The organism is Streptomyces sp. NPDC045026 (genome assembly GCF_056432625.1).
Genome location: NZ_JBWKIS010000002.1, coordinates 279,049 through 302,314 on the forward strand (window position 1 = coordinate 279,049; position 23,266 = coordinate 302,314).

Annotated in this window: 21 protein-coding genes; 11 read left to right on the forward strand and 10 right to left on the reverse strand. The window is 71.4% G+C overall.

The genetic code is table 11. The annotated features are described in order from the left end of the window. Positions 1-137: 137 nt before the first annotated feature. The gene (locus tag AC07EJ_RS05080) at positions 138-1,619 is read left to right on the forward strand and encodes an aldehyde dehydrogenase (protein WP_478883817.1); all 1,482 of its coding nucleotides are present in this window, start codon (positions 138-140) and stop codon (positions 1,617-1,619) included. Next, entirely contained in the window at positions 1,619-1,852 is a 234-nt protein-coding gene (locus AC07EJ_RS05085) for a ferredoxin (RefSeq protein ID WP_389475974.1), read from the forward strand. Before AC07EJ_RS05080 ends, AC07EJ_RS05085 begins: the two co-directional genes overlap by 1 nt. A gap of 288 nt (positions 1,853-2,140) precedes the next feature. Here the strand turns inward: AC07EJ_RS05085 and AC07EJ_RS05090 are convergent, their stop codons facing one another. Continuing rightward, entirely contained in the window at positions 2,141-2,761 is a 621-nt protein-coding gene (locus tag AC07EJ_RS05090) for a TetR family transcriptional regulator (RefSeq protein WP_100592000.1), read from the reverse strand. A gap of 236 nt (positions 2,762-2,997) precedes the next feature. On the opposite strand from AC07EJ_RS05090, the gene AC07EJ_RS05095 reads away from it, so the two are divergent. The 3 genes from AC07EJ_RS05095 to AC07EJ_RS05105 are packed head-to-tail and all read left to right on the forward strand — an operon-like array spanning position 2,998 to position 6,199. Next, entirely contained in the window at positions 2,998-4,392 is a 1,395-nt protein-coding gene (locus tag AC07EJ_RS05095) for a glycosyltransferase family 4 protein (RefSeq protein ID WP_393582622.1), read from the forward strand. Continuing rightward, complete coding sequence (locus AC07EJ_RS05100; protein ID WP_326775988.1) at positions 4,386-5,117, forward strand: class I SAM-dependent methyltransferase; 732 nt, start codon at positions 4,386-4,388, stop codon at positions 5,115-5,117. Before AC07EJ_RS05095 ends, AC07EJ_RS05100 begins: the two co-directional genes overlap by 7 nt. Beyond that, positions 5,114-6,199 (forward strand): prenyltransferase/squalene oxidase repeat-containing protein, encoded by a 1,086-nt coding sequence (locus AC07EJ_RS05105; protein ID WP_389475969.1) that lies wholly within the window; start codon positions 5,114-5,116, stop codon positions 6,197-6,199. Before AC07EJ_RS05100 ends, AC07EJ_RS05105 begins: the two co-directional genes overlap by 4 nt. Here AC07EJ_RS05105 and AC07EJ_RS05110 read toward each other — a convergent pair. After that, the gene (locus tag AC07EJ_RS05110) at positions 6,193-6,489 is read right to left on the reverse strand and encodes a hypothetical protein (RefSeq protein ID WP_389475967.1); all 297 of its coding nucleotides are present in this window, start codon (positions 6,487-6,489) and stop codon (positions 6,193-6,195) included. The two genes, AC07EJ_RS05105 and AC07EJ_RS05110, sit on opposite strands and share 7 nt — an antisense overlap. A gap of 119 nt (positions 6,490-6,608) precedes the next feature. Here AC07EJ_RS05110 and AC07EJ_RS05115 point away from each other — a divergent pair, with 119 nt between their 5' ends. Further along, complete coding sequence (locus tag AC07EJ_RS05115; protein WP_389475965.1) at positions 6,609-7,196, forward strand: hypothetical protein; 588 nt, start codon at positions 6,609-6,611, stop codon at positions 7,194-7,196. 41 nt (positions 7,197-7,237) lie between these two features. On the opposite strand, the gene AC07EJ_RS05120 is transcribed toward AC07EJ_RS05115, so the two are convergent. From AC07EJ_RS05120 to AC07EJ_RS05150, 7 genes are all read right to left on the reverse strand, one after another. Then, complete coding sequence (locus AC07EJ_RS05120; protein ID WP_389475963.1) at positions 7,238-8,248, reverse strand: LLM class F420-dependent oxidoreductase; 1,011 nt, start codon at positions 8,246-8,248, stop codon at positions 7,238-7,240. 113 nt (positions 8,249-8,361) lie between these two features. After that, the gene (locus AC07EJ_RS05125; RefSeq protein ID WP_478883818.1) at positions 8,362-9,207 is read right to left on the reverse strand and encodes a hypothetical protein; all 846 of its coding nucleotides are present in this window, start codon (positions 9,205-9,207) and stop codon (positions 8,362-8,364) included. A gap of 150 nt (positions 9,208-9,357) precedes the next feature. Then, positions 9,358-10,374, reverse strand: coding sequence for an N-acetylmuramoyl-L-alanine amidase (locus AC07EJ_RS05130; RefSeq protein ID WP_389475959.1), 1,017 nt, complete (start codon positions 10,372-10,374; stop codon positions 9,358-9,360). A gap of 24 nt (positions 10,375-10,398) precedes the next feature. Further along, positions 10,399-11,049 carry a class I SAM-dependent methyltransferase gene (locus AC07EJ_RS05135; protein ID WP_389475957.1) on the reverse strand — a complete coding sequence of 217 codons (651 nt, stop codon included), beginning with the start codon at positions 11,047-11,049 and terminating at the stop codon, positions 10,399-10,401. Between the two features lie 100 nt (positions 11,050-11,149). Further along, positions 11,150-12,475, reverse strand: coding sequence for a M20/M25/M40 family metallo-hydrolase (locus tag AC07EJ_RS05140; RefSeq protein ID WP_389475955.1), 1,326 nt, complete (start codon positions 12,473-12,475; stop codon positions 11,150-11,152). After that, positions 12,472-13,845 carry a cytosine permease gene (locus tag AC07EJ_RS05145; protein ID WP_389475953.1) on the reverse strand — a complete coding sequence of 458 codons (1,374 nt, stop codon included), beginning with the start codon at positions 13,843-13,845 and terminating at the stop codon, positions 12,472-12,474. The genes AC07EJ_RS05140 and AC07EJ_RS05145 overlap by 4 nt, the downstream gene beginning before the upstream one ends. Further along, positions 13,842-14,807, reverse strand: coding sequence for a DUF1177 domain-containing protein (locus tag AC07EJ_RS05150; protein ID WP_389475951.1), 966 nt, complete (start codon positions 14,805-14,807; stop codon positions 13,842-13,844). Before AC07EJ_RS05150 ends, AC07EJ_RS05145 begins: the two co-directional genes overlap by 4 nt. A 191-nt stretch (positions 14,808-14,998) precedes the next feature. Here AC07EJ_RS05150 and AC07EJ_RS05155 point away from each other — a divergent pair, with 191 nt between their 5' ends. Next, positions 14,999-15,820, forward strand: coding sequence for an IclR family transcriptional regulator (locus AC07EJ_RS05155; RefSeq protein ID WP_478883819.1), 822 nt, complete (start codon positions 14,999-15,001; stop codon positions 15,818-15,820). Positions 15,821-15,879: 59 nt separating this feature from the next. Next, the gene (gene pepE, locus AC07EJ_RS05160; RefSeq protein WP_478883820.1) at positions 15,880-16,608 is read left to right on the forward strand and encodes a dipeptidase PepE; all 729 of its coding nucleotides are present in this window, start codon (positions 15,880-15,882) and stop codon (positions 16,606-16,608) included. Here pepE and AC07EJ_RS05165 read toward each other — a convergent pair. After that, the gene (locus AC07EJ_RS05165; protein ID WP_389475945.1) at positions 16,571-18,328 is read right to left on the reverse strand and encodes an MFS transporter; all 1,758 of its coding nucleotides are present in this window, start codon (positions 18,326-18,328) and stop codon (positions 16,571-16,573) included. The genes pepE and AC07EJ_RS05165 overlap by 38 nt on opposite strands. 221 nt (positions 18,329-18,549) lie before the next feature. On the opposite strand from AC07EJ_RS05165, the gene AC07EJ_RS05170 reads away from it, so the two are divergent. The 3 genes from AC07EJ_RS05170 to AC07EJ_RS05180 all read left to right on the forward strand — a co-directional run bounded on the left by AC07EJ_RS05170 (position 18,550) and on the right by AC07EJ_RS05180 (position 23,261). Beyond that, the gene (locus AC07EJ_RS05170; RefSeq protein WP_389475943.1) at positions 18,550-20,739 is read left to right on the forward strand and encodes an acyl-CoA dehydrogenase family protein; all 2,190 of its coding nucleotides are present in this window, start codon (positions 18,550-18,552) and stop codon (positions 20,737-20,739) included. A 30-nt stretch (positions 20,740-20,769) separates the two neighbouring features. Beyond that, positions 20,770-21,690, forward strand: coding sequence for a LysR family transcriptional regulator (locus AC07EJ_RS05175; protein ID WP_362899673.1), 921 nt, complete (start codon positions 20,770-20,772; stop codon positions 21,688-21,690). Positions 21,691-21,920: 230 nt separating this feature from the next. Further along, entirely contained in the window at positions 21,921-23,261 is a 1,341-nt protein-coding gene (locus tag AC07EJ_RS05180; RefSeq protein WP_389475940.1) for an MFS transporter, read from the forward strand. The last annotated feature ends 5 nt before the right edge of the window (positions 23,262-23,266 follow it).

Consider the following 23,266-nt stretch of genomic DNA (forward strand, 5'->3'; position numbering starts at 1 on the left):
GTTCCAATGGTCGCCCGGGTCGACTTGTCGCCCGACGGTCGCCGTGCCGATCCGTGGACTCCTCGAACTGGAACTGGTATCAGTTTCCATAGGTTCTGATGCAGTGTCAGAAAACGTCCCGCGAGAGGCGGTCGGTCATGACCGGGCATGGGGAACGGCTTGAGCACGAGTTCGTGGAACACGGACAGCTCTACATCGGCGGGGAGTTGACGCAGCCGTCCGGCACGGACGTCATCGAGGTGATCTCCCCGCACACCGGCGAGGTCTTCGGGCGCGTGCCGCACGCCGCGCCCGCCGATGTCGACCGGGCGGTCGCCACCGCGCGCCGGGCGTTCGACGAGGGGCCCTGGCCGCGGCTCCCGCTCGACGAGCGGATCGCGGTCGTCACCCGCATCAAGGACGCGATCGCCGTACGGCACGAGGAGATCGCCCGCCTCATCTCCTCCGAGAACGGCTCCCCGTACTCATGGAGCGTCCTCGCGCAGGCCCTCGGCGCGATGATGGTGTGGGACTCCGCGATCACCGTCGCGAAGAACTTCACGTACGAGGAGACACGCGACGGCGCGCTCGGGAAGATCCTGGTGCGGCGCGAGCCGGTCGGCGTCGTGGCGGCCGTGGTCCCGTGGAACGTCCCGCAGTTCGTGGCCGCGGCGAAGCTCGCGCCCGCGCTGCTCGCCGGCTGTACCGTCGTCCTCAAGCCGTCGCCGGAGTCGCCGCTCGACGCGTATCTGCTCGGCGAGATCGCGAAGGAGGCGGGCCTGCCGGAGGGCGTCCTGTCCATCCTTCCCGCCGACCGCGAGGTGAGCGAGTACCTCGTCGGGCACCCCGGCGTCGACAAGGTCTCCTTCACCGGATCCGTGGCCGCGGGCCGGCGCGTCATGGAGGTCGCCTCGCGCAACCTCACCCACGTCACCCTCGAACTCGGCGGCAAGTCCGCGGCCGTCGTCCTGCCGGACGCGGACCTCGCGACGACCGTCCCCGGCCTCGTCCAGTCCGCGTGGATGAACAACGGACAGGCCTGCGTCGCCCAGACCCGCATCCTCCTGCCCCGCTCGCGCTACGACGAGTTCGCCGGAGCCCTCACGGAGGCGGCGGCCGCGCTCGTCGTCGGCGACCCGCTCGACCCGGCGACCCAGATCGGCCCGCTGGTCGCCGAGCGCCAGCAGCGCCGCTCGCTCGACTACATCCGCATCGGCCAGGAGGAGGGTGCCAAGATCCTCACCGGCGGCGGCCGCCCGGCCGGGTTCGACCGGGGCTGGTACGTCGAGCCGACCCTCTTCGGCGACGTCGACAACTCGATGCGCGTCGCCCGCGAGGAGATCTTCGGCCCGGTCATCTGCCTGCTCCCGTACGGCGACGAGGCCGAGGCGGTGAAGATCGCCAACGACTCCGACTACGGGCTCAGCGGCAGCGTGTGGACGGCCGACGTCGCGCACGGCATCGACGTCGCACGGCAGGTGCGCACCGGCACGTACAGCGTGAACACCTTCAGTCTCGACATGCTCGGCCCCTTCGGCGGCTACAAGAACTCCGGTCTGGGCCGGGAGTTCGGGCCCGAGGGGTACAGCGCGTACCTGGAGCACAAGATGATCCACCTGCCGGCCGGCTGGGAGGCGTGATGGGGGACCGCTGGCACGTAGAGGTCGACCGGGGCGTCTGCATCGGCTCGGCCCAATGCGTGCACCACGCTCCGGACGCCTTCCGTCTCGACTCCGGCAGGCAGTCCCGGCCGGTCGAGGCGGAGGCCGACGCCAACGAGAAGATCCTGGCGGCGGCGGAGGGCTGCCCCGTGGAAGCCGTCATGATCACGCTGCTGGGCAGCGGGGAGCCGGTCTTTCCGCCGGAGGATTGAAAAAGTCCCCTTTGGAGGGTTGCATCACGACATGGGCGGTCTATCCTGGTATTGGCCTATGAGGCGAGTGAGGGAGTCTCACCGGAGTAGCCGACTGTGGCGTGATGCAAACGGCATCCGCCGTGGCCGACGTCGACGGTAGGGCTGAGAGGCCGGAAGGCAGTAGCAGAGCCGGACGGCGACCCCCAACACCTGATCCGGACCATGCCGGCGCAGGGAACCCGTCTCGTAGGTCTTCTGCGTGCCCCGGCTCCGCTCGCGGCCGGGGCCCGTATTCCGCCGCGCCGCCTATTTCTTCGCGTCCGGCGTCGTGAGGTCGATCAGTCGGCACACCGTCTCGATGTCTATCTTCACCTGCGCGATCGAGGCGCGCCCCGACAGCCAGGTGATGAGCGCCGAGTGCCAGGTGTGCTCGATGACGCGGACCGCGGAGAGCTGCTGCGGGGTCGGGTCGTCGAGCTCCATCGCGTCCAGGATGATCGCCGTCGTCTGGCGGGAGACCTGGTCGACCTCGGGGCTCACGCTGCGGTCGGCGAAGGTCAGGGCGCGCACCATCGCATCCGCCAGGTGCGGCTCGCGCTGGAGGGCGCGGAAGGCCCGCATGAGGGTCTCCGCGACCCGCTCCGAGGGCAGGTCGGACGAGGGCGGGCGCTTGCGGACCGTCGCGTGCATGTGCTGGAGCTGGTCCTGCATCGTCGCCACGAGGAGATGCACCTTGGACGGGAAGTACCGGTACAGCGTGCCGAGCGCGACCTGTGAGGACTCGGCGACCTCGCGCATCTGCACGGCGTCGAACCCGCCGCGGCTGGCCAGCTGGGCGCTCGCGTGCAGGATGCGGCGGCGGCGCGCCTCCTGGCGCTCGGTGAGGGGCGGCGACGCCGGATGTGCTGTCTTCGCTTCCGCTGTCATGTGTCCCGTTCCGTGGCTGTCAAGCCGTAATCCGGTGCTTTCGAGAGGCTCATCATGGCAGGGGAGCGGGGGCTTCGTCGTGGCGCGAATCACCTGATCCGAGCGTTACAGCGAGGCTACCTGCCGGTAGATTCTGTGCTCCTTGAAGCATCAAAGAGCTGGCAACTCTGAAACTTGTTCTAGATTACCGCCCACGCGTAGTCTCGCGTGAACGTGCCGCGAGAAGGGGGCCACGAGTGACCGCTGAGGCCGTGGAGGCGGGCCCCCGGGCCGGGTCCTCCGCCGATGGTGACCGTCCGTTGCGTATCGCTCTCCTTACGTACAAGGGGAACCCGTTCTGCGGCGGGCAGGGCGTCTACGTACGCCATCTGTCCCGCGAACTCGCCCGGCTCGGGCACCAGGTCGAGGTCATCGGCTCCCAGCCCTACCCCGTCCTCGACGAGGGCGAGGACCTGGAGGGGCTCAGGCTCACCGAGCTGCCCAGCCTCGACCTGTACCGCAGCCCCGACCCGTTCCGCACCCCCAAGCGCGACGAGTACCGCGACTGGGTGGACGCGCTCGAGGTCGGCACCATGTGGACCGGCGGCTTCCCCGAACCCCTCACGTTCTCGCTGCGCGCCAGGCGCCATCTGCGGGCGCGGCGCGGCGAGTTCGACGTCGTGCACGACAACCAGACCCTGGGTTACGGCCTGTTGGGCGGGCCCGCCGCGCTCGGCGCCCCCCTCGTCACCACGATCCACCACCCCATCACCGTCGACCGGCAGCTGGAGATCGACGCCGCGCCCGACTGGAAGCGGCGTGCCTCCGTGCGGCGCTGGTACGCGTTCACGCGGATGCAGAAGCGCGTCGCCCGTCGCCTGCCGACCGTGCTCACCGTCTCCGGGACCTCGCGCCAGGAGATCGTCGACCACCTCGGCGTGCGCCAGGACCGGATCCGCGTCGTGCACATCGGCGCCGACACCGACCTCTTCTCGCCGGACCCCTCGGTCGCCGAGGTGCCGGGCCGCATCGTGACGACGTCCAGCGCCGACGTCCCCCTCAAGGGACTCGTCTTCCTCGTCGAGGCGCTCGCCAAGGTCCGCACCGAGAACCCGGCCGCCCACCTCGTCGTCGTCGGCAAGCGCGCCGAGGACGGGCCCGTCGCCGCGGCCATCGAGAAGTACGGCCTCGAAGGCGCCGTGACCTTCGTCAAGGGCATCACCGACGCCGAACTCGTCGACCTCGTACGGTCGGCCGAGGTCGCCTGCGTGCCCTCCCTGTACGAGGGCTTCTCGCTGCCCGCCGCGGAGGCCATGGCCACCGGCACCCCCCTGGTCGCCACCACCGGCGGAGCGATCCCCGAGGTCGCCGGGCCCGACGGGGAGACCTGCCTCGCCGTGCCCACCGGTGACGCGGGCGCCCTGGCCACCGCGCTCAGCAGACTCCTGGACGACCCGCAGCTGCGGGCGCGGCTCGGCGCCGCCGGGCGCGAACGCGTCCTCGGGAACTTCACCTGGGCCCGCGCGGCGCTCGGCACCGCCGAGCTCTACCGCGAGTCCATCGCCCGCTCGGCCGGCCGGCCCCTCGGCGCCGCGGCCACCACCCCTCTCGAACGTGCAGGATCCGACCGCGAAAGCAGGGCCACGTGCTGACCGTCGACTTCACCCGCTTCCCGCTCGCCGCAGGCGACCGCGTACTCGACCTCGGCTGCGGAGCCGGGCGGCACGCGTTCGAGTGCTACCGGCGCGGGGCCCAGGTGGTCGCCCTCGACCAGAACGGCGAGGAGATCCGCGAGGTCGCCAAGTGGTTCGCCGCGATGAAGGAGGCCGGTGAGGCACCCGCCGGCGCCACGGCTACCGCCATGGAGGGCGACGCCCTCAACCTCCCCTTCCCGGACGCCTCGTTCGACGTCGTGATCATCTCCGAGGTGATGGAGCACATCCCCGACGACAAGGGCGTGCTCGCCGAGATGGTCCGCGTCCTCAAGCCCGGCGGCCGCATCGCCGTGACCGTGCCCCGCTACGGCCCCGAGAAGGTCTGCTGGACCCTCAGCGACGCCTACCACGAGGTCGAGGGCGGCCACATCCGCATCTACAAGGCGGACGAACTCCTCGGCAAGATGCGTGAGGCGGGCCTCAAGCCGTACGGCACCCACCACGCGCACGCCCTGCACTCGCCGTACTGGTGGCTGAAGTGCGCGTTCGGCGTCGACAACGACAAGGCGCTGCCCGTGCGGGCGTACCACAAGCTCCTGGTCTGGGACATCATGAAGAAGCCGGCGCTCACCCGGGTCACCGAGCAGCTCCTCAACCCGGTCGTCGGCAAGAGCTTCGTCGCGTACGCCACCAAGCCGCACCTGCCCAAGGCCGAGGCGTGACGAGCCCGGAGAAGACCGAACACCTCGTCCTGCCCGGCGTACTGACCGCCGAGCAGGCCGCCGTGACCGTCCGAGGACTCCTCGCCGTGCAGCGCGAGGACGGCGCCATACCCTGGTTCCGCGGCCACCACCTCGACCCGTGGGACCACACCGAGGCCGCCATGGCCCTCGACGCGGCCGGTGAGCACGAAGCCGCCGAACGCGCCTACGACTGGCTCGCACGCCACCAGAATGAGGACGGCTCCTGGTACGCGGCCTACGCCGACGGGGACGCCGCTGACATCACCGACCACGGCCGCGAGACCAACTTCGTCGCCTACGTCGCCGTGGGCGCCTGGCACCACTACCTCTCCACCGGCGACGACGCCTTCCTCGACCGGATATGGCCCACCGTGTACGCGGCCATGGAGTTCGTGCTGCGGCTCCAGCAGCCCGGCGGGCAGATCGGCTGGAAGCGCGAGCCGGACGGGACACCCGTCGACGAGGCGCTCCTGACCGGCAGTTCGTCCGTGCACCACGCGCTGCGCTGCGCCCTCGCGATCGCCGAAGAGCGCGAAGAGCCGCAACCCGACTGGGAGTTGGCGGCCGGCAGTCTGCGGCACGCGATCCGCCGCCACCCCGAGCGGTTCCTCGACAAGGACCGCTACTCGATGGACTGGTACTACCCCGTCCTCGGCGGCGCCCTCATCGGCGCCGAGGCCGAGGAGCGCATCCAGGGGTCCTGGGACCGCTTCGTCGTCCCCGGGCTCGGCGTGCGCTGCGTCGTCCCCAACCCGTGGGTCACCGGCGGCGAGAGCGCCGAACTCGCCCTCGCCCTGTGGGCGGTGGGCGAGTCCGACCGCGCTCTGGAGATCCTCCAGTCGATCCAGCACCTGCGCGACCCGGAGTCGGGCCTGTACTGGACCGGCTACGTCTTCGACGACCGGGCGATCTGGCCGTTGGAACTGACCGCGTGGACAGCCGGTTCGGTGCTGCTCGCCGTCGCCGCGCTCGGCGGCGACGAGGCCACCTGCTCGGTGTTCGGCGGCCGCCTGCCGGCGGGCTTCGAACCGGACTGCTGCGAGGGCAGCCCCGCTCAGTAGCGGCGCAGCCGGCCCGCGACGAAGTGCCCGACGAACAGGTACACCAGCGCCGCCAGGCCGTAGCCCGCGACCACCCGCGCCCATTCGTCGTCGAACGTGAACAGGTCGTGCGACCAGCCGGCGAGCCACCGGGCCGCGTCGTGGATGAACTGCACCAGGTCGTTGGCGCGGTTGGCTTCCAGCAGGTACATCAGGATCCACAGGCCGAGGATGGCGGCCAGGATGTCTGCGACGACCATCACGATCGTCGCGGCTTGGTTGGTGCCTCGCGTTGCTTGGCTGGGAGACATGAAGCACTGGTTACCGCTCCGGAGCGGGTGAAACCCGTACGGGCTCGCCCGAGTAGCGCAGGCGCAGGGGCCGGGGGACGCTGCCAGGGAGCAGCAGCACCGTGACCTGGAGGTTCGTCGTGACCGGTTCCACCCTGCCCATACGCCGCGCCGTCGTGGCGCTGACCGTCAGCTCCGCGCTCCTCGTGGGCGGGACGGCGTGCAGCAGCAACGACACGACGAAGGCCAAGGCCAAGGCGTCGGTATCCGTGGCCGCGGATGTGGCGGAACCGAGCCCCACCAGCTCCGCCGAGAAGCAGAAGTTCGCCAAGACGCGCTTCGTCGCCAACGCGGGGCTCGCGGCCGGCGCGACCTACCAGTGGATCGTGAAGCCGTACCGCAAGGGCAAGTTCAAGAAGGGCGCCCACGGGCGCAAACTCGCCCTCGTCAAGGCGGGTGTCGCGGGCGCGTTCGCGTACAACAGGCTGAAGGCGGCCGTGAAGAACGCGAAGGGCGACCCGCTGCTCTCCAAGGCCGTCGCGCCGCTCACGGCGGGCATCGACAAGCTGAAGGACCTGCCGAAGAAGCTGCGCAAGGGCGACGGTACGGACGGCGCCGTCAACTCCTTCGACGATGTCATCAACTCGGTGAAGGACGCGGGCAAGAGCGCGGGCGCCGAGGTGAAGGACAAGGTGCCGTCGACCAAGGAACTGACCTCGGGGTCGTAGTGCGGTCGTAGGTCACGCCCCGTCAACTGGGCTTGCCCGTGCTACGAGTTGAGCTCGGCAAGGACCCGCAGCGTCTGCGGGTCCGGGGCCAGGACGAGCAGGTCGGTGACCGGGCCCTTGCGCCACAGTTCGAGGCGTTCGGCGATGCGGGCGCGCGGGCCGACCAGCGAGATCTCGTCGGCGAAGGCGTCCGGCACGGCCAGTACGGCCTCCTCGCGCCGTCCCGCGAGGAAGAGCTCCTGGACCCGGCGGGCCTCGTCCGCGTACCCCATGCGCGCCATCAGGTCCGCGTGGAAGTTGCGCTTGGCGTGGCCCATGCCGCCGATGTAGAAGCCCAGCATCGCCTTCACCGGCAGCAGCCCCTCGGCGACGTCGTCGCAGACCGTGACGCGGGCCATCGGCGCGATCACGAAGTCCTCGGGGAGGTCCGCGAGGGAGGCCTCGTACGCGTCCGTGCGCGTCGGCGACCAGTACAGCGGGAGCCAGCCGTCCGCGATGCGGGTCGTCTGCGCGATGTTCTTCGGGCCCTCGGCGCCGAGCAGGATCGGCAGATCGGCGCGCAGAGGGTGCGTGATCGGCTTCAGCGGCTTGCCGAGGCCGGTGGCGTCCTCGCCACGGTATGGGTGCGCGTGGAAGCGGCCGTCCACCTCGACCGGGCCCTCGCGCCGCAGGACCTGCCGCACCACGTCGACGTACTCGCGGGTCGCCGTGAGGGGGGACTTCGGGAACGGCCGCCCGTACCAGCCCTCCACCACCTGCGGCCCCGACAGGCCGAGCCCCAGCATCATGCGGCCGCCGGACAGATGGTCGAGGGTGAGCGCGTGCATCGCCGTCGTCGTGGGGGAGCGGGCCGCCATCTGCGCGATCGCCGTACCCAGACGGATGCGCGAGGTGTGCGCCGCGATCCACGTCAGCGGCGTGAACGCATCGCTGCCCCAGGACTCGGCCGTCCACACCGAGTCGTACCCCAACCGCTCGGCCTCCTGGGCGAGTTCGAGGTGGCGCGGATCGGGACCGCGGCCCCAGTAGCCGAGCGCGAGTCCGAGTCGCATGGTCCCGCCCCTTTCTGACGCAGTGTCAGGTCATGGTCCGGGGGCGACTGTACGACAACGGCCCCTCACCCGGAAGACGGGTGAGGGGCCGTGAGGGAGAAGGCCGGGCGACGTCAGCCGCGCTGGATCCCCGTCGTGTCCTGCAGAACACCACGGCGACCGTCCTGGGTCTGGGCGACGAGCCCAGGGCCACGCTGCTCCACCGCGAGGTACCACGTGCCGGGCGCCAGCTCGGCGATCGGCGTCGGGGAGCCGTCCTCGGCGTACAGGGGACGCGGCACCGGCACCGCGAACCAGAACGGCGAGAAGTCGCCGGCCGGGGCCTGCGCGGCGGGCGCCGCCTGCTGCTGCGGCTGGGCGGCACCGTAGGGCTGACCGGGCTGGCCGCCCGGCTGACCGGGCTGGGCACCGTAGGGCTGGCCCGGCTGCTGGGCGCCCGGGTAGCCGTAGGCACCGGCGGGCTGCGCGCCGTACGGCTGCGGGGCCTGCGGACGCGGGGCGCCGACGAGGGCCGCCTTCAGCGCGGGCACGAGGGGCGTGGCGACGGCGGCACCCGCGAGCACGAGGGCGGCGATCAGGCCGAGGATGGCGCCCGTACCGGCACCGAACGCGTTGTCCGGGAACGTGCCGATGTTGTTCCAGCCACCCGCCGGGTCGAAGATGTTCCCCAGAGCGCTCCACGCCGCGAAGACCGCGAGCGCGATGCCGAACTGGCCGAGGTCGAGGCCGGCCACCTTCGGCACGCTGGGCAGCCCCCGGGCGACGACGATCAGCACCGCGGCGATGACGCCCGCGAGGAAGACGCTGAACAGGAGCGGCGCGCTCTCCCAGGCGTTCGGGAGGCTTTCGTTGCTGGAGTTCCCGTCGATCGAATAGATGTCGAGGAACGAGGCGATGAACAGCAACACCGCTGCTCCGATCACCACGCCGTCGCCTCGAGTGAGGGAGCGGATATTCACTTCAGGTCGGTCCTTCGTCAGTCGTCCGGTCGTCGGCGGAGGCGTCGCTGTCGCTGCTGTGCCGTGCGAAGCGCGGGGGTGGCCCCACATCGTAGGGAGACACTATCGTCCGCCCGGTGGGGGTGTCTGCCGAGATCCGCAGGGTGAGAACTACCCGCGCAGGAAACTCACGATTCCCTCAGACATCCCCTGCGCCGCCTTCTGCCGCCACGCGCCGCTCGTCAGCAGGGCCGCGTCCTTGGCGTCGCGCATGTTGCCGCACTCGATGAACACCTTCGGCACGGTCGAGAGGTTGAGGCCTCCCAGGTCCTTGCGCACGTCGAGGCCGGTGCCGTCGCCGATGTAGTTCGAGGGGGCCGAGCCCGTGGCGCGCAGGAAGTTGCCCGCGACGCGTTCGCCCAGGTCGCGCGACGGGCCGGCGATCGCCGTGGTGTTCGCGGAACCGGAGTTCACGGATGCGGGAAGGATCACATGGAAGCCGCGGTTGCCCGCCGCGGAGCCGTCGGCGTGCACGGAGATCACGGCGTCCGCGTGCGCCTTGTTGCCGATCCGGGCGCGCTCGTCCACGCACGGGCCCCAGGCGCGGTCGCCGTTGTGGGTCAACTCGACGGTGGCGCCCTGCTGTTGGAGCAGGGTGCGCAGCCGGCGCGAGACGTCGAGGGTGAACTGGGCTTCGGTGTAACCGGCGTTGGTGGACGTGCCGGTCGTGTCGCATTCCTTGCGGTTCGTCCCGATGTCGACGAGACGGTTGATCTCCGCGGTGTGCCGGAAGTTGCCCGGATTGTGACCTGGGTCGATGACGACGACCTTGCCCTTGAGGGGGCCGGATCCGGCGGGCTTGGCCGAGGAGGCGGGCGGTTTCGACTTCGACGCGGTGGCGCTCGGCGACCCGCCGCCCTTCTTCCCGTCGTCGCCGGACTTCGATGGGGAGGGGGCCGTGGTGTCCGCGCCCGCCGACGACGACCGGCTCGCGGCGGGCAGGGTCTTCGCGGGCTCGCTCTCGCCCGGACCGCCCGCCACCTGCCAGATGAGCCACCCGGCGAGAGCCGTGGGCACGAGCGCGGCGAGCGCCACGGTCAGCGGACCGCCGCTGAACCGGCGCGGCCGCCGGGGGCCGTCCCCGTCGCCGTCGAAGAAACCGTCGCTGTCCGGACCTACGTATGACACGTGAGTGAGCCTAACGGTCCTTCTTCAGATCCCGGTGCCCGTTCGGCGCAGGACGCGCAGGGATTGTGTCGCCGAGACCTCGGTGAACGCGCCGGATTCCAGGGCCCTGAGGTAGACGCGGTACGGGGCCTGGCCCGTCCACTCGTCGATCTTGACCGGGAAGACGTCGTGGATGAGGAGCAGGCCGCCCTCGGCGACGTGCGGGGCCCAGCCCTCGTAGTCGGCGGTGGCGTGCTCGTCGGTGTGGCCGCCGTCGATGAAGACGAGGCCGAGCGGGCCGCCCCAGACGGCGGCGACCTGCGGGGAGCGGCCGACGAGGGCGACGACGTGGTCCTCCAGACCGGCCGCGTGCAGCGTGCGCCGGAACGTGGGGAGGGTGTCCATGCGGCCGACGACCGGGTCCACGGTCTCCGGGTCGTGGTAGTCCCAGCCCGGCTGCTGCTCCTCGCTGCCGCGGTGGTGGTCCACGGTGAGCGCGCTCACCCCGGCCTGGCGGGCCGCGTCGGCGAGCAGGATCGTGGAGCGCCCGCAGTACGTGCCGACCTCCAGGAGCGGAAGGCCGAGCGCGGCGGCCTCGGCGGCGGCCGCGTAGAGCGCAAGACCTTCACCGAGAGGCATGAACCCCTTGGCGGCCTCGAAGGCGGCAAGGATCTCCGGCTTGGGCGCCGCGCTCATGGGGTCCCCCGTAGGTCGTACGCAGATGTGGTCCGCCCATGCTGCCGTACGCCCCCGCTGCCGGCTGCATCGGGGGCGTACGGGGGAAGGGCCGGGGGCCTCAGCAGCTCTGCCAGAGGCGAGTCATGACGCGGACGCCGAAGCGCAGGCCCTCCAGCGGGACGCGCTCGTCGACGCCGTGGAAGAGGCGGCCGTAGTCCAGGTCGTGCGGCAGCTTGAGGCCCTTGAAGCCGAAGCAGCGGATGTCCAGCTTGGTGAAGGCCTTGGCGTCGGTGCCGCCCGGGTTGCAGTACGGGACCGGGTGGCCGTCGGGGTCCTCGGCGCGCACGGCCTCGCACATGGCGTCGACGAGCGGGCCGTCGAAGGCCGTCTCCATGGCGATGTCGTGGTTGACCCACTCGCGCCGCACGGACGGCAGGAGCAACTCGTCGATGGTGTCGACGAGTTCCTGCTCGTGGCCGGGCAGGAAGCGGCCGTCGACGCGGGCGGTGGCCTTACCGGGGATGACGTTCGTCTGGTAGCCGGCCGTGAACATGGTGGGGTTCGCGGAGTTGCGGAGCACCACCTGCATGAAGTCGGCGACCGGGCCCAGTTTGGCGAGTTCGGCGTCGAGGTCCTCGGCCTCGAAGTCGATCTTCACGCCCTTGAGTGCGGCGGCCTCGGCCAGCAGCGCCCGTACGGGCTCGATCAGACGGATCGGGAACGTGTGGCGGCCGATGCGGGTGAGGGACTCGGCGAGGTCGGTGACCGCGTTCTCGTCGTTGGGGGACGAGCCGTGGCCGGCCCGGCCGGTCGCCGTGAGCTCCATCCAGGCCATGCCGCGCTGGGCGTTCTCGATGGGGTAGAGGCGCTGGGTGTCGCCGATCGCGTACGAGAATCCGCCGCCCTCGCCGATCGCCTCGGTGACGCCCGCGAAGAGTTCCGGGTGGTGCTCGACGAGCCAGTGCGCGCCGAACTTGCCGCCCGCCTCCTCGTCGGCGAGGAACGCGAGGACGATCTCCCGTGAGGGGCGGGTGCCGGTGCGGGCGAAGTGGCGGGCGGTGGCCAGCATCACGGCCACCGTGTCCTTCATGTCGATCGCGCCGCGGCCCCACAGGTAGCCGTCGCGGATCTCGCCGGAGAAGGGCGGCACCTGCCACTCGGCGGCGTCGGCGGGCACGACGTCGAGGTGGCCGTGCACGAGGAGGGCGCCGCGGGTGCTGTCCGCGCCGGGGATGCGGGCGATGACGTTCGCCCGGCCCGGCGCGCTCTCGACGAGGGTCGATTCGATGCCGGCCTCGGCGAGGCGGTCCACGACCCAGTCGGCGCAGGCGCGCTCGTCGCTCGTCGGGTTGGAGGTGTCGAAGCGGATCAGCTCCGCGCACAGCCCGACCACCTCGGCCTGGGCCTCTTCGGACGCGGGGGTCAGGGCGCCGGGGGTGTTCATGCCGCTCCCACAGGGGTCGCTTCGGGGGCGGCGGGGACGGTGGTGTCCTCGTCGCCGAGGGTGGAGGTGCCGTACGGCCGCACGAGGCCGAGGAGGCCGAGGACGGAGTACAGGAGGAAGGCGGTGGCGAGCGAGTTGAGCGCCGGGATGCCGACGGTCACGTACTTGCCGACGCAGAACGCCGCGATCCAGATCACGATCGACAGGGGCACCCAGGTCGGCGACGTCGCGGGCAGGGTCCCGGCTTCGCGGGTCTCGTCGAGCGGCTTGCGCTGGCGCCGTACGACCCAGTATTCGGCCACGATGATGCCGCCGATGGGCGGGATGGCGACGCCGAGCACGGACAGGAACTCGGTGAAGTGGGTCATGATGCCGACGGCCGAGAGCAGGGTGCCCGCGAGGCCGAGCGCGATGGTGACGGCGCCGCGGTGCAGGCGCTTGCCGAAGACGACCTGGAAGAAGTTGACGACGCCGAGCGAGGAGCCGTACAGGTTCCAGTCGTTGATCTTCGCGGTGGACATCAGGACCACGATCACACCGAAGGCGCCCGAGGTGGAGAGCACGATGTGCGACACCTCGCTGGACTTCACCAGGTGGCCGAGCAGCACGCCCGTGAGGCCGACGATGTACTCGGAGAGGATCATCGACGAGGCGCTCTGCAGGAAGACGTGCGAGCCCTTGCGGTTGTAGCGGGTCATCTCGGGGGAGACGATCGCGCCGGTCATGTAGCCGCCCGCGATGGCGGTGGCCGCGACGGCGAGCGGGATCGTCTCACCCGGCGCCGGGGAGCTGATCAGGTCGCCGATGGAGTGGTCCATCAGGGCGTTCGTGACCGACCAGGCGACCAGGGCGAAGAACAGCGGCGTGACGATCTTCGCGAAGAGCGCCATGTAGCGGAAGCCGAAGATGACCAGGACGGTGATGGCGAGGCCCGCGGCGACGCACCACACCCACGACGGGCCGCCGACGAGCGCGGACACGCTGTTGCCGAAGATCGTGTTCTGCACGCCGAACCAGCCGACGAGGCTGACCGCGATGACGAAGCTGACGAGCGCGGAGCCGTTGCGCCCGAAGCCGATCCAGCGGGTGAGCATCGGGGTCGCGAGTCCCTCGCGCATGCCGGCCAGGCCGATCGCGAAGATCACCACTTCGAGGATGACCGCGCCGAGCGTGAAGGCGAGGAACGCGTTCCCGAAGGTCATGCCGACGCCGATGGTGGCGCCCAGCGTGAACTGCGAGATGGAGCCCGACTGGGCGAGCCACTGGAGCAGCATCGTCCAGAAGCCGAGGCGCTGGTCGCGCGGGACGCGGGTCAGCGAGTAGTCGTCGCTGCCCAGGTTCTTGCCCGGCTTCTCTGCGGTGGCGGTCATGAGGACTCCCGGGGCTCACGGCTCTCACGGCCGAGCGTCTGAAGGTGGGACAGGGAGCCGTAGCGGCTCACGAGGTTGTCGAACTCCGCCTCGTCGTGGAAGTCGAGGCGGCCGCCGCCGTACGCCTTGGCCGTCTCGACGGCGAAGCGTGCGGCACTGGCGATGTCGGTCTCATGGCTCGCGCCGGTCTGGCAGCCGGGGACCGCGGCGGCCGAGGTGACCGCGAGGCCGACGACCGGAGCGGGGGTCGCCGTGGCCGGCTGGAGGATCGAATTGATGTGATGTGCACCGTTACCGTACGGCGTGATGTCCTGTGTGGTCACCGGGTATGTGACCAAGGGCTCACCCGTGACGACCGCGAGCAGCTCGCCGAGCGCCTCGCTGACCCGCAGCACCCACCCCTCCTTGACGGTGGGGGACAGGGCCAGGCCCTTGTGGTTGATGATCCGGTTGCCCTTGGTGGTGTCGATGGAGAGCACGGCCTCCATCTCGCCGGTGACCTCGTGCCGGTTCATCGTGGCGATGTCGACCGGGGAGTCCATGAAGGGGACCGGGTCGTGCGGCGCGGTGGGCGCGTCCGGGCAGATGTGCGTGGCGACGATGACGTCGCCGGGCAGCACGTCGCCCTTGCGGCGCATGTCGAGCAGCTTGGCCGCGGTGGCGAGTGCGGCGGCGGCGCCGTCCGCGTCGGAGACCAGGCCGGTCATCTCGGGCCGGGCGCCGACGCCGCCGAGCCGGCCGACCACGCCGAGCGTGCGGGACGAGCCGCCGCTCGTACGTCCCGTGCTGCCCGGGATGCGTACCAGCACGAAGTCGGTCGAGCCGCGCTCGCCGGTGACGGTGGTGACCTCGGCGCCACAGCCCTGCGGGCCCGCGACCGAGTCGAGGTACTCCACGGCACGTTTGCCGTCGGCGTTCGGGTCGTCGAGGAGTTCGACGATGTCAAGGACGTACTTCAGCATTGGGCGGCCTCTCTCGCTCCCGACACTCACTCCAGGTCGGATGGTGCTGACAGCAGAGTCGGGATCGGCTAGCGTTGTCGGCAACTGTTTCCCGTTATCTGCAATTCAGGTCTGAATGGTGAGATGGCTGACGAGATACAGAGAGACGAGATACAGAGATCCGTCGGGGATCTTGAGAGAGGAGGGGCGGGATGAGTGAGATACCGCTGGACCGCAAGACGCCCGCCGGCGCGCTGCAGACCGTCGACCGCGCCCTGCTGGTGCTGCTCGCCTTCGAGCGGACGCGGCCCGACTGGGGCGTGACCGAGGTGGCGGCCGAGTTCGGCTGGGACACCTCGGTCGCCCAGCGGCTGCTCTCGACGCTCGCGGGCCGCGGCTTCCTGGTCTCCGACCCGGCCACCCGGCGCTACCGCATCGGGCCGGCCGTGCTCCGGCTCGGCCGGCTCTGGGAGCGCTCGGGCTCGCTCGAACTGCTCGCCGCGCCCGTCCTGGAGGAGCTGGGCAGGGCGACCGGCGACACCGTCCTGTTCTGTCTGCCGGACAGCTTCCACATGCGCTGCGTCGCCGCCGTCGAGGGCGAGTCGGGGCCGCTGCGCTACTACCCGCTGGTCGGCGAGCTGTATCCGGCGCACGCCGGAGCCACGGCCAAGTCGTTCTACGCGTTCCTGCCCGACGAGCAGCGCCACCGCCTCTTCCGCGGCCGCCCCATGGCCCGCTTCACCGACCGCACGGTCACCGACCCCGACGAGCTGGAGCGGGAGCTGGTGCAGGTGCGCGGCCAGGGATACGCCTGGACGGTCGGTGAGTACGACGCGGGGATCGCGACCGTCGCGGTGCCGGTCTTCCTGGGCCGCGAGCCTTACGGCAGCCTCAGCCTCGGCGGCGCCAAGGAGCGCTTCGCGGACGGGCCCGAGGGCCGGCTCGACGCCCTGCGCAAGGCGGCGAACCTCCTGGAGAAGCGGCTCACCCACCCGCCGCAGCGCACGCGCAAGCCGCGCGCCACCCAGCCCTGAAGCCGCCCGTCCCGACGGTCGGTCCTGAAGTCCTGAACCGCCCCTGAGGAGTTACTCCCTTGAACCTGCTGCTGCTCTCCAACTCCACCCAGTACGGCCGCGGTTACCTCGCCCACGCCCTGGACACCGTCACCGGCTTCCTGCCCCCGAAGGCCCGCCTCGCCTTCGTGCCGTACGCGCTCGCGGACCACGACACGTACACGGACCGGGTGCGCGGCGCGCTCGAAGATTCCGGGGTCAGTGTGCGCGGTGTCCATGAGGGCGACGACCCGGTGGTCGAACTCGCCGCGGCCGACGCCGTGTTCATCGGAGGCGGCAACTCCTTCCGGCTGCTGAGCGCGCTCTACCGCACCGGCCTTCGCGACGCCCTGATCAGGGCGGTCGGCGCCGGCCTGCCCTACATGGGCGCGAGCGCCGGCACGAACATGGCGGCGCCCAGCCTGCGGACGAGCAACGACATGCCGATCGTGCAGCCCCCGTCGTTCGAGGCGCTCGGCCTCGTCCCGTTCCAGATCAACCCGCACTACCTGGACCCGGACCCGGGGTCCACGCACAAGGGCGAGACCCGCGAGGAGCGCCTCGCGGAGTTCCTGGAGGAGAACGACGTGCCGGTGCTGGGCCTGCGCGAGGGGTCCTGGCTGCGGGTGAACGGCGAACGCGCCGCGGTCGAGGGCGAGCGTGCTGCCCGCCTCTTCACCCGCGGCGCGTCCCCGAAGGAGCTGCCGGTCGGCTCCGATGTCTCCGAACTGCTCAGTGTTGAGCCGCGGTTCGACTCTCCCGCGCGATGAGCTCAAGGGCCAGGTCGACGTCGACCGGCCGGTCCTCGCCGTGGTGCGTCGCCGCGGAGGCCCGCGGCGCGTGCCCGGCGGCGGTGGCGGCCAGCACGTACGAGCCGCCGTCCGGGACCTCGAGCGCGTAACGGCCCTCGTGGTCGGTGAGCGCGGCGCCCGCCTGACGGCCGCGCCGGTCGATCAGCGTGACCTTGGCCCGGGAGACGGGCAGGCCCGCCGCGTCGAGCACCTGGCCGCGGAATCCTCCGAGAACCTCCTCGGCGCGCTCCAGTGCGGCGTCCTCCTCGCTGCTGGCGCGCAGCTGCGGCTTGGTCGCCTGCCGCTGCTTCGGCAGGAAGGCGGCGAGCAGGACGCCCATGGCGACCGCGGCCGTGGCGATCAGGAACGAGACGTGGAAGCCGTGCATGGTCGGCACGGCCGCGCCGCCGACGTGGTTCGCCGTGTTGGCGAGGACCATGCCGATCACGGCGCTCGACACCGAGGTGCCGATGGACCGCATCAGGGTGTTGAGACCGTTGGCCGCGCCCGTCTCGGACGCGTCGACGGCACCGATGATCAGGGCGGGCAGCGAGGAGTACGCGAGTCCGATGCCGGCGCCCACGACCACCGAGATGACGATGGTCTGCCAGGCGGCGCTCATCAGGCCGAGGCCGGCGCCGTAGCCGACCGCGATGATCAGCATGCCGAGTATCAGGGTGGTCTTCGGGCCGTACTTCGCCGACAGGCGCGCGTACACGGGGGCCGTGAACATCATCGTGAGGCCGAGCGGGGCCACGCACAGGCCCGCGACGACCATCGACTGGCCGAGGCCGTAGCCGGTGGCCTTCGGCAGCTGGAGGAGCTGCGGGAGGACGAGCGAGATCGCGTAGAACGCGACACCGACCATGATCGAGGCGAGGTTGGTGAGGAGCACCTCGCGCCGGGCGGTGGTGCGCAGGTCCACGAGCGGGGCCTTGAGCTTCAGCTCCATGACGCCCCACAGCACGAGCACGACGAAGGCCGCGCCGAACAGGCCGAGCGTCATCGGGTCGGTCCAGCCCCAGTCGCTGCCCTTGGTGATCGGCAGCAGCAGGAGGACGAGTCCGGCCGACAGGCCGATCGCGCCGAGGACGTCGAAGCTGCCCTCGGCCTTGACCGGGCTCTCCGGGACGAAGATCAGGGTGAGCAGGATGGCGACGACGCCGAGGCCCGCCGCGCCGAAGAAGAGGGCGTGCCAGTCGGCGTGCTGGGCCACGAGGGCCGCCAGCGGGAGGGCGAGTCCGCCGCCGACGCCGATGGAGGAGCTCATCAGGGCCATCGCGGACCCGAGCTTCTCGCGCGGCAGCTCGTCGCGCATCAGGCCGATGCCGAGGGGGATGGCGCCCATGGCGAAGCCCTGCAGGGCGCGTCCCACGATCATCACGAGGAGATCGCTGGTGAAGCCCGCGACGAGCGAGCCGACGACCATGATCGCGAGGCTCGCGAGGAGCATCCGGCGCTTGCCGTAGAGGTCGCCGAGGCGGCCCATGATCGGAGTGGAGACGGCGCCCGCGAGGAGGGTCGAGGTCAGGACCCAGGTCGCGTTGGAGGGGGCTGTGCCGAGCAGGACCGGGAGGTCCTTGATGACCGGTACGAGAAGCGTCTGCATCACCGCGACGGTGATACCGGCGAAGGCGAGTACGGGGACGACTCCGCGTATTCCGCGTTGCGCGGTCGGCTGTTGGGTCGTCTGCGTCATTGCGTAGGGCCTCCGGAGGCAGAGATTTCAGGCGTCGCGCGGGCGGCGGGTTTCGCGCGTCGGGTACGTGCAACTTGAACCCGTTACCTGGGGCGACTATTCCGACGGGCGTCGTACAAGGGGAAGTCTTGACGGTCTTTACCTTTTGATTACATGCCGGGGGGTCGCGGGATCCGCATCTGACCTTCCGTCATATTGCAACGTGTTCTACCGTGCGCCGCATGGGCATCGCGATCACGCAGGAGCAAGAGGAGCTGTCGGACGCCGTGCGCGGCTGGCTCGCACGCGCCGTACCGCCCGAGGAAGTGCGCAAACTGCTCGACGCCACCGCGGCCCCCGCGGGCCGCCCCGCCCACTGGGACGGCCTCGCCGGACAGGGGCTGCTCGGCCTCCATCTGCCCGAGGAGTACGGCGGCGGGGGCGGCGACCTCGTCGACCTCGCGGTCGTCCTCGAAGAGACGGGGCGGGCCGCGCTGCCCGGCCCCTTCGTGGCGAACGCCGCCGCCTCGCTGATCCTGCGGCGCGCGGGGGCCGCCGGCCTCGCCGCGTCCCTCGCGTCCGGCGACCGCATCGGCGCCGCCGCTCTCGGTACGGGAACGCTCACCGCCGTCACCGTGTCCGACGGGCTCGTCCTCGACGGGGTGGCGCCGCCCGTCCTGTCCGGCGGCGACGCCGACCTGCTCCTCCTGGCCGCCGAGTCCGCGACCGGGACCGTATGGGCCGCCGTCGACGCGGGCACCGCCGGACTCAGCAGCCGCGTCCACGAGAGCGCCGACCCCACCCGCCCCACCGCGGAGATCACCGCCCGGGGCGCCCTCGTGCCGGGCGACCGGATCCTCGCCGTCGACACGGCCACCGCCCGTGACCTGGCCTCCGTCGTCCTCGCGGCCGACGCGTGCGGCGTCGCGGCATGGGCGCTGCACACGGCGGCGGAGTACGCGAAGGTGCGGGAGCAGTTCGGGCGGCCGATCGGACAGTTCCAGGGCGTCAAGCACCTGTGCGCGGACATGCTGGTCCGGGTCGAGCAGGCGCGGGCCCTGGTGTGGGACGCGGCGCGGGCGGCGGGGGACGGTGACGCGGGGCCGGACGGCGGCGCGGCACGTGAGCTGGCCGTCTCCCTCGCTACCGGGGCCGCGCTCGACGCCGCGTACTCCTGCGCCAAGGACTGCGTGCAGGTTCTCGGCGGGATCGGGTTCACGTGGGAGCACGACGCGCATCTGTATCTGCGGCGGGCCGTCGTCGCGCGGCAGCTGCTCGGCGCCGGGGACGCGCACCGGCTGCGGGCGGTGCGGCTGGCGGAGGGCGGGGCGCGGCGCGAACTGCGCCTGGAACTGCCCGCCGAGGCGGAGGCGTTCCGGGCGCGGGCCCGCGAGGCCGTCGAGGGGATGCGCGGCCTCGACCCGGCCGCGGCCCGCCGCGCCCTCGCACCCACCGGTTACGCGGCGCCGCACCTGCCCGAGCCGTACGGCCTCGGCGCGGGCCCCGTCCAGCAGCTCGCCGTACAGCAGGAACTCGCCGCCGCGGGCGTCCGCGTCAGCGACCTCGGCATCGGGACCTGGGTCGTCCCCTCGCTCCTCGCCTACGGCACCCCGCAGCAGCGGGACCGCTACCTGCTGCCCACGCTCCTGGGCGACGTCCTGTGGTGCCAGCTGTTCTCCGAACCCGGCGCCGGTTCCGACCTGGCCTCGCTGCGGACGAGGGCCGAGCGCACCGAGGACGGGCGCTGGCGGGTCAACGGGCAGAAGGTGTGGACGAGCGCGGCCCAGTGGGCCGACCACGGGATCCTGCTCGCCCGCACGAACCCGGACGCTCCCAAGCACAAGGGCCTCACCTATTTCGTCGTCGACATGAAGCGGACCGAGGGCATCGACGTACGGCCCCTGAAAGAGATCACCGGGGACTCGCTCTTCAACGAGGTGTACTTCGACGACGTGCTGCTCCCCGCGGACGCCGTGGTGGGGCAGGTGGACGACGGCTGGCGCGTCGCGCGGAACACGCTCGGCAACGAACGGGTCCACATGGCCGACCAGTTGACCTTCGACACGGGCCTGGAGGCGCTGATCGACCGCGCCGGAACGCTCGACGGCGCGTACCGGGCGCGGATCGGCGCGCTCGCCGCGGAGGCGCACGCCCTGGGCTGCATCGGGCTGCGGACGACGATGCGGCAGGTGGCCGGCGCGGAGCCCGGCCCGGGGGCCTCCGTACGGAAGCTGGTGCAGACGCCGCATCAGCAGAAGGTCGCCGAACTCGCGCTGGAGCTCCTCGGCCCCGAGGGCGCCCTGCGGGAGGGGGCGGGGGAGCGGGCGCTGCACGGGTTCCTGATGTCGCGCTGCCTGACGATCGCCGGCGGTACGACACAGGTGCAGCTGAACGTGGTGGCTGAGCGAATTCTGGGGCTGCCTCGGGACTGAGGGCCGCGGGGCGGGCCGTATGGTCGCCGCGTGGAGCTCAGACACCTCTCAGGATTCGTCGCCGTCGCCGAGGAACTGCACTTCGGGCGGGCCGCCGAGCGGCTGCACATCGCGCAGTCGCCGCTCAGCCAGCAGATCAAGCTGCTCGAACGGGACCTGGGCGTCAAGCTGTTCGACCGGACCACCCGGACCGTGCGGCTCACCGCGGCCGGGCACGCGCTGCTCGGGCCCGCCCGGCATCTGCTCGCCGAGGCGTCGGCCGTGCGCAGGACCGTGCAGGCCGCGCACCTCGGGGAAGTGGGCCGGGTCACCGTCGGTTTCGCCGGGGCCAGCAGCTACTCCGCGCTGCCGCTGCTGACCCGCGCCGTCACCTCCGAACTCCCCGGCATCGAGCTCGTGTTGGAGGGGCAGACGTACACCGGTGAGGCGCTCGGCAGGATCGCGGACGGGTCGCTCGACGTGGGGTTCGTGGCGCTCCCCGTGCGGCGCGGGATCACCGCGCGCGTCGTGCGGATGGAGCGCCTCGTGCTCGCGCTGCCCGACAGCCATCCGCTGGCCCGGCAGGACGAGGTGCACTTCTCCGAGCTGGCTCACGAGCAGTTCGTGACGTTCCCCGTCGCCCGCGGCTCCGCCGTCAGGGAGGCCATGGTGCAGGCCTGCCACGACGCCGGGTTCGCGCCCCGGATCGCGCAGGAGGCGCCGGACTCGTACAACATGCTCGCCCTCGTCGGCGCGGGCGTCGGGCTCGCCGTCGTCGTGGCGTCCGCGCGCGCCATCCATCTGGAACACGTCGTGTTCCGCCCGCTGGTCGGGGACGACGTGCCGGTGCTTCCCATCGCCCTCGGCTGGCGCACCGGAAACCGGTCGGCGCCCCTCCAGGCGGTCCTGCGCGTGGCGGAGGCGGTCCTGCCGACGCCCCCGGACGCGCCCGATGCCACCGGATCCGGATGATCCCCCGAAATTTTGACGGATGACGTCTTACTGGACTCCGGTATTGGTCTTGGACACATCCTAATGAGCGGGTGCAGAGTGATCCACGTCTCGCGACGGAGCGATGAGTGCCGGGCGTGGAGCGTGGAGCGTGGACAGGCACCGGCCGCTCGGTGGCCCCGCCCCCCTCCGGCCCGCCCCCTCTGGCCCGTCCCCTCCCAGCGGGATGCCGCTACGAGAGGACGCTCGTCATGCAGCACGACGCCCCGGTCCCCGGGGTCAGCGCAACACAGGCCCGTGACGCCCGCCGCGCCGGTGTCACCGCGTTCGTCGGCACCACCATCGAGTGGTTCGACTTCTACATCTACGGCTCCGCATCCGCTCTGGTCCTCGGCAAGGTCTTCTTCGCCGAGGCCTCGCCCGCCGTAGGCACCCTCGCCGCCTTCGCCACCTTCTGGGTCGGCTTCCTGGCCCGCCCCCTCGGCGGCGTGATCTTCGGCCACTTCGGCGACCGCTACGGCCGCAAGAAGGCCCTCGTCACCACGCTCACCATGATGGGCGCCGCCACCTTCTGCGTCGGCCTGCTCCCCGGCTACGCGCAGATCGGCGCCGCCGCGCCCGTCCTCCTCGTCCTGCTGCGCATGATCCAGGGCGTCGCGATGGGCGGGGAGTGGGGCGGCGCCGTCCTCATCGCCACCGAGTACGCCCCGCCCAAGCGCAAGCTCCTGTACGGGGCGTTCGCCCAGCAGGGGTCCCCGGTCGGCAACCTCCTCGCCACGCTCGCCTTCCTCGGCATCGCCCAACTCCCGGACGCCGCCTTCGAGTCCTGGGGCTGGCGCGTCCCGTTCCTCTTCTCCGCCGTGCTCGTCGCCGTCGGCCTGTTCATTCGCCTGCGGCTCGCCGAGACCCCCGAGATGGCCGCCGCCCTGGAGCGCAAGCAGACGTCCAAGCTGCCCATCAAGGACGTCCTGACCCGTTCGCCGATGCTGGTCCTGCTCGGGATGCTCGCCGGCACGGCCGGGGTCGCGATCACCTACGTCAAGACGACCTTCGCCCTGTCCTGGGCCACCTCCGACCTCGGCTTCGACCGCACCTCGTTCCTGACCGTCATCTCGCTCGCGCTGGTCGTGCAGGTGATCGTGCAGCCCTTCGGCGCCGTCCTCGCGAGCAAGTGGCCGCTGCGCAAAGCCGTGCTGTGGATGCTGCTGCCCGAATTCGTCGTGCTGCCCCTGATGTTCGTCCTCGTCGGGACCGGCAACTTCTGGCTGGCCGTCCTCGGCATGGGCCTCGCCACCTTCCCGCACGCCATGTACTACGCGGCGCTCGCCGGCATCCTCGCCCGGGTCTTCCCCGTCGAGGTCCGCTACACCGGCATGTCCCTCTCGTACCAGCTCTGCACGACGCTGTTCGCCGGGACCGCGCCGATCGTCTCCCAGTACCTGCTGGGCGCCACCGGATCGATCTGGCCCGTCGTCGCGCTCGGCCTCGGCTACACCCTCGTGACCCTCGCCGGTGTCCTGCCGCTGCTCGCCCGTATCGCCGCCGTGCCACAGCCGGCTGCCGCCACCACCCGCACCGCCTCCCACGCCTGACCCGG

Coding starts and splice junctions, on each gene's coding strand:
- AC07EJ_RS05170 (WP_389475943.1), top strand. CDS start 18,550: ATGGGCATCGCGATCACGCAGGAGCAAGAGGAGCTGTCGGACGCCGTG.
- AC07EJ_RS05155 (WP_478883819.1), top strand. CDS start 14,999: ATGAGTGAGATACCGCTGGACCGCAAGACGCCCGCCGGCGCGCTGCAG.
- AC07EJ_RS05145 (WP_389475953.1), bottom strand. CDS start 13,845: ATGACCGCCACCGCAGAGAAGCCGGGCAAGAACCTGGGCAGCGACGAC.
- AC07EJ_RS05140 (WP_389475955.1), bottom strand. CDS start 12,475: ATGAACACCCCCGGCGCCCTGACCCCCGCGTCCGAAGAGGCCCAGGCC.
- AC07EJ_RS05180 (WP_389475940.1), top strand. CDS start 21,921: ATGCAGCACGACGCCCCGGTCCCCGGGGTCAGCGCAACACAGGCCCGT.
- AC07EJ_RS05110 (WP_389475967.1), bottom strand. CDS start 6,489: ATGTCTCCCAGCCAAGCAACGCGAGGCACCAACCAAGCCGCGACGATC.
- AC07EJ_RS05135 (WP_389475957.1), bottom strand. CDS start 11,049: ATGAGCGCGGCGCCCAAGCCGGAGATCCTTGCCGCCTTCGAGGCCGCC.
- AC07EJ_RS05085 (WP_389475974.1), top strand. CDS start 1,619: ATGGGGGACCGCTGGCACGTAGAGGTCGACCGGGGCGTCTGCATCGGC.
- AC07EJ_RS05080 (WP_478883817.1), top strand. CDS start 138: ATGACCGGGCATGGGGAACGGCTTGAGCACGAGTTCGTGGAACACGGA.
- AC07EJ_RS05090 (WP_100592000.1), bottom strand. CDS start 2,761: ATGACAGCGGAAGCGAAGACAGCACATCCGGCGTCGCCGCCCCTCACC.
- AC07EJ_RS05150 (WP_389475951.1), bottom strand. CDS start 14,807: ATGCTGAAGTACGTCCTTGACATCGTCGAACTCCTCGACGACCCGAAC.
- AC07EJ_RS05165 (WP_389475945.1), bottom strand. CDS start 18,328: ATGACGCAGACGACCCAACAGCCGACCGCGCAACGCGGAATACGCGGA.
- AC07EJ_RS05120 (WP_389475963.1), bottom strand. CDS start 8,248: ATGCGACTCGGACTCGCGCTCGGCTACTGGGGCCGCGGTCCCGATCCG.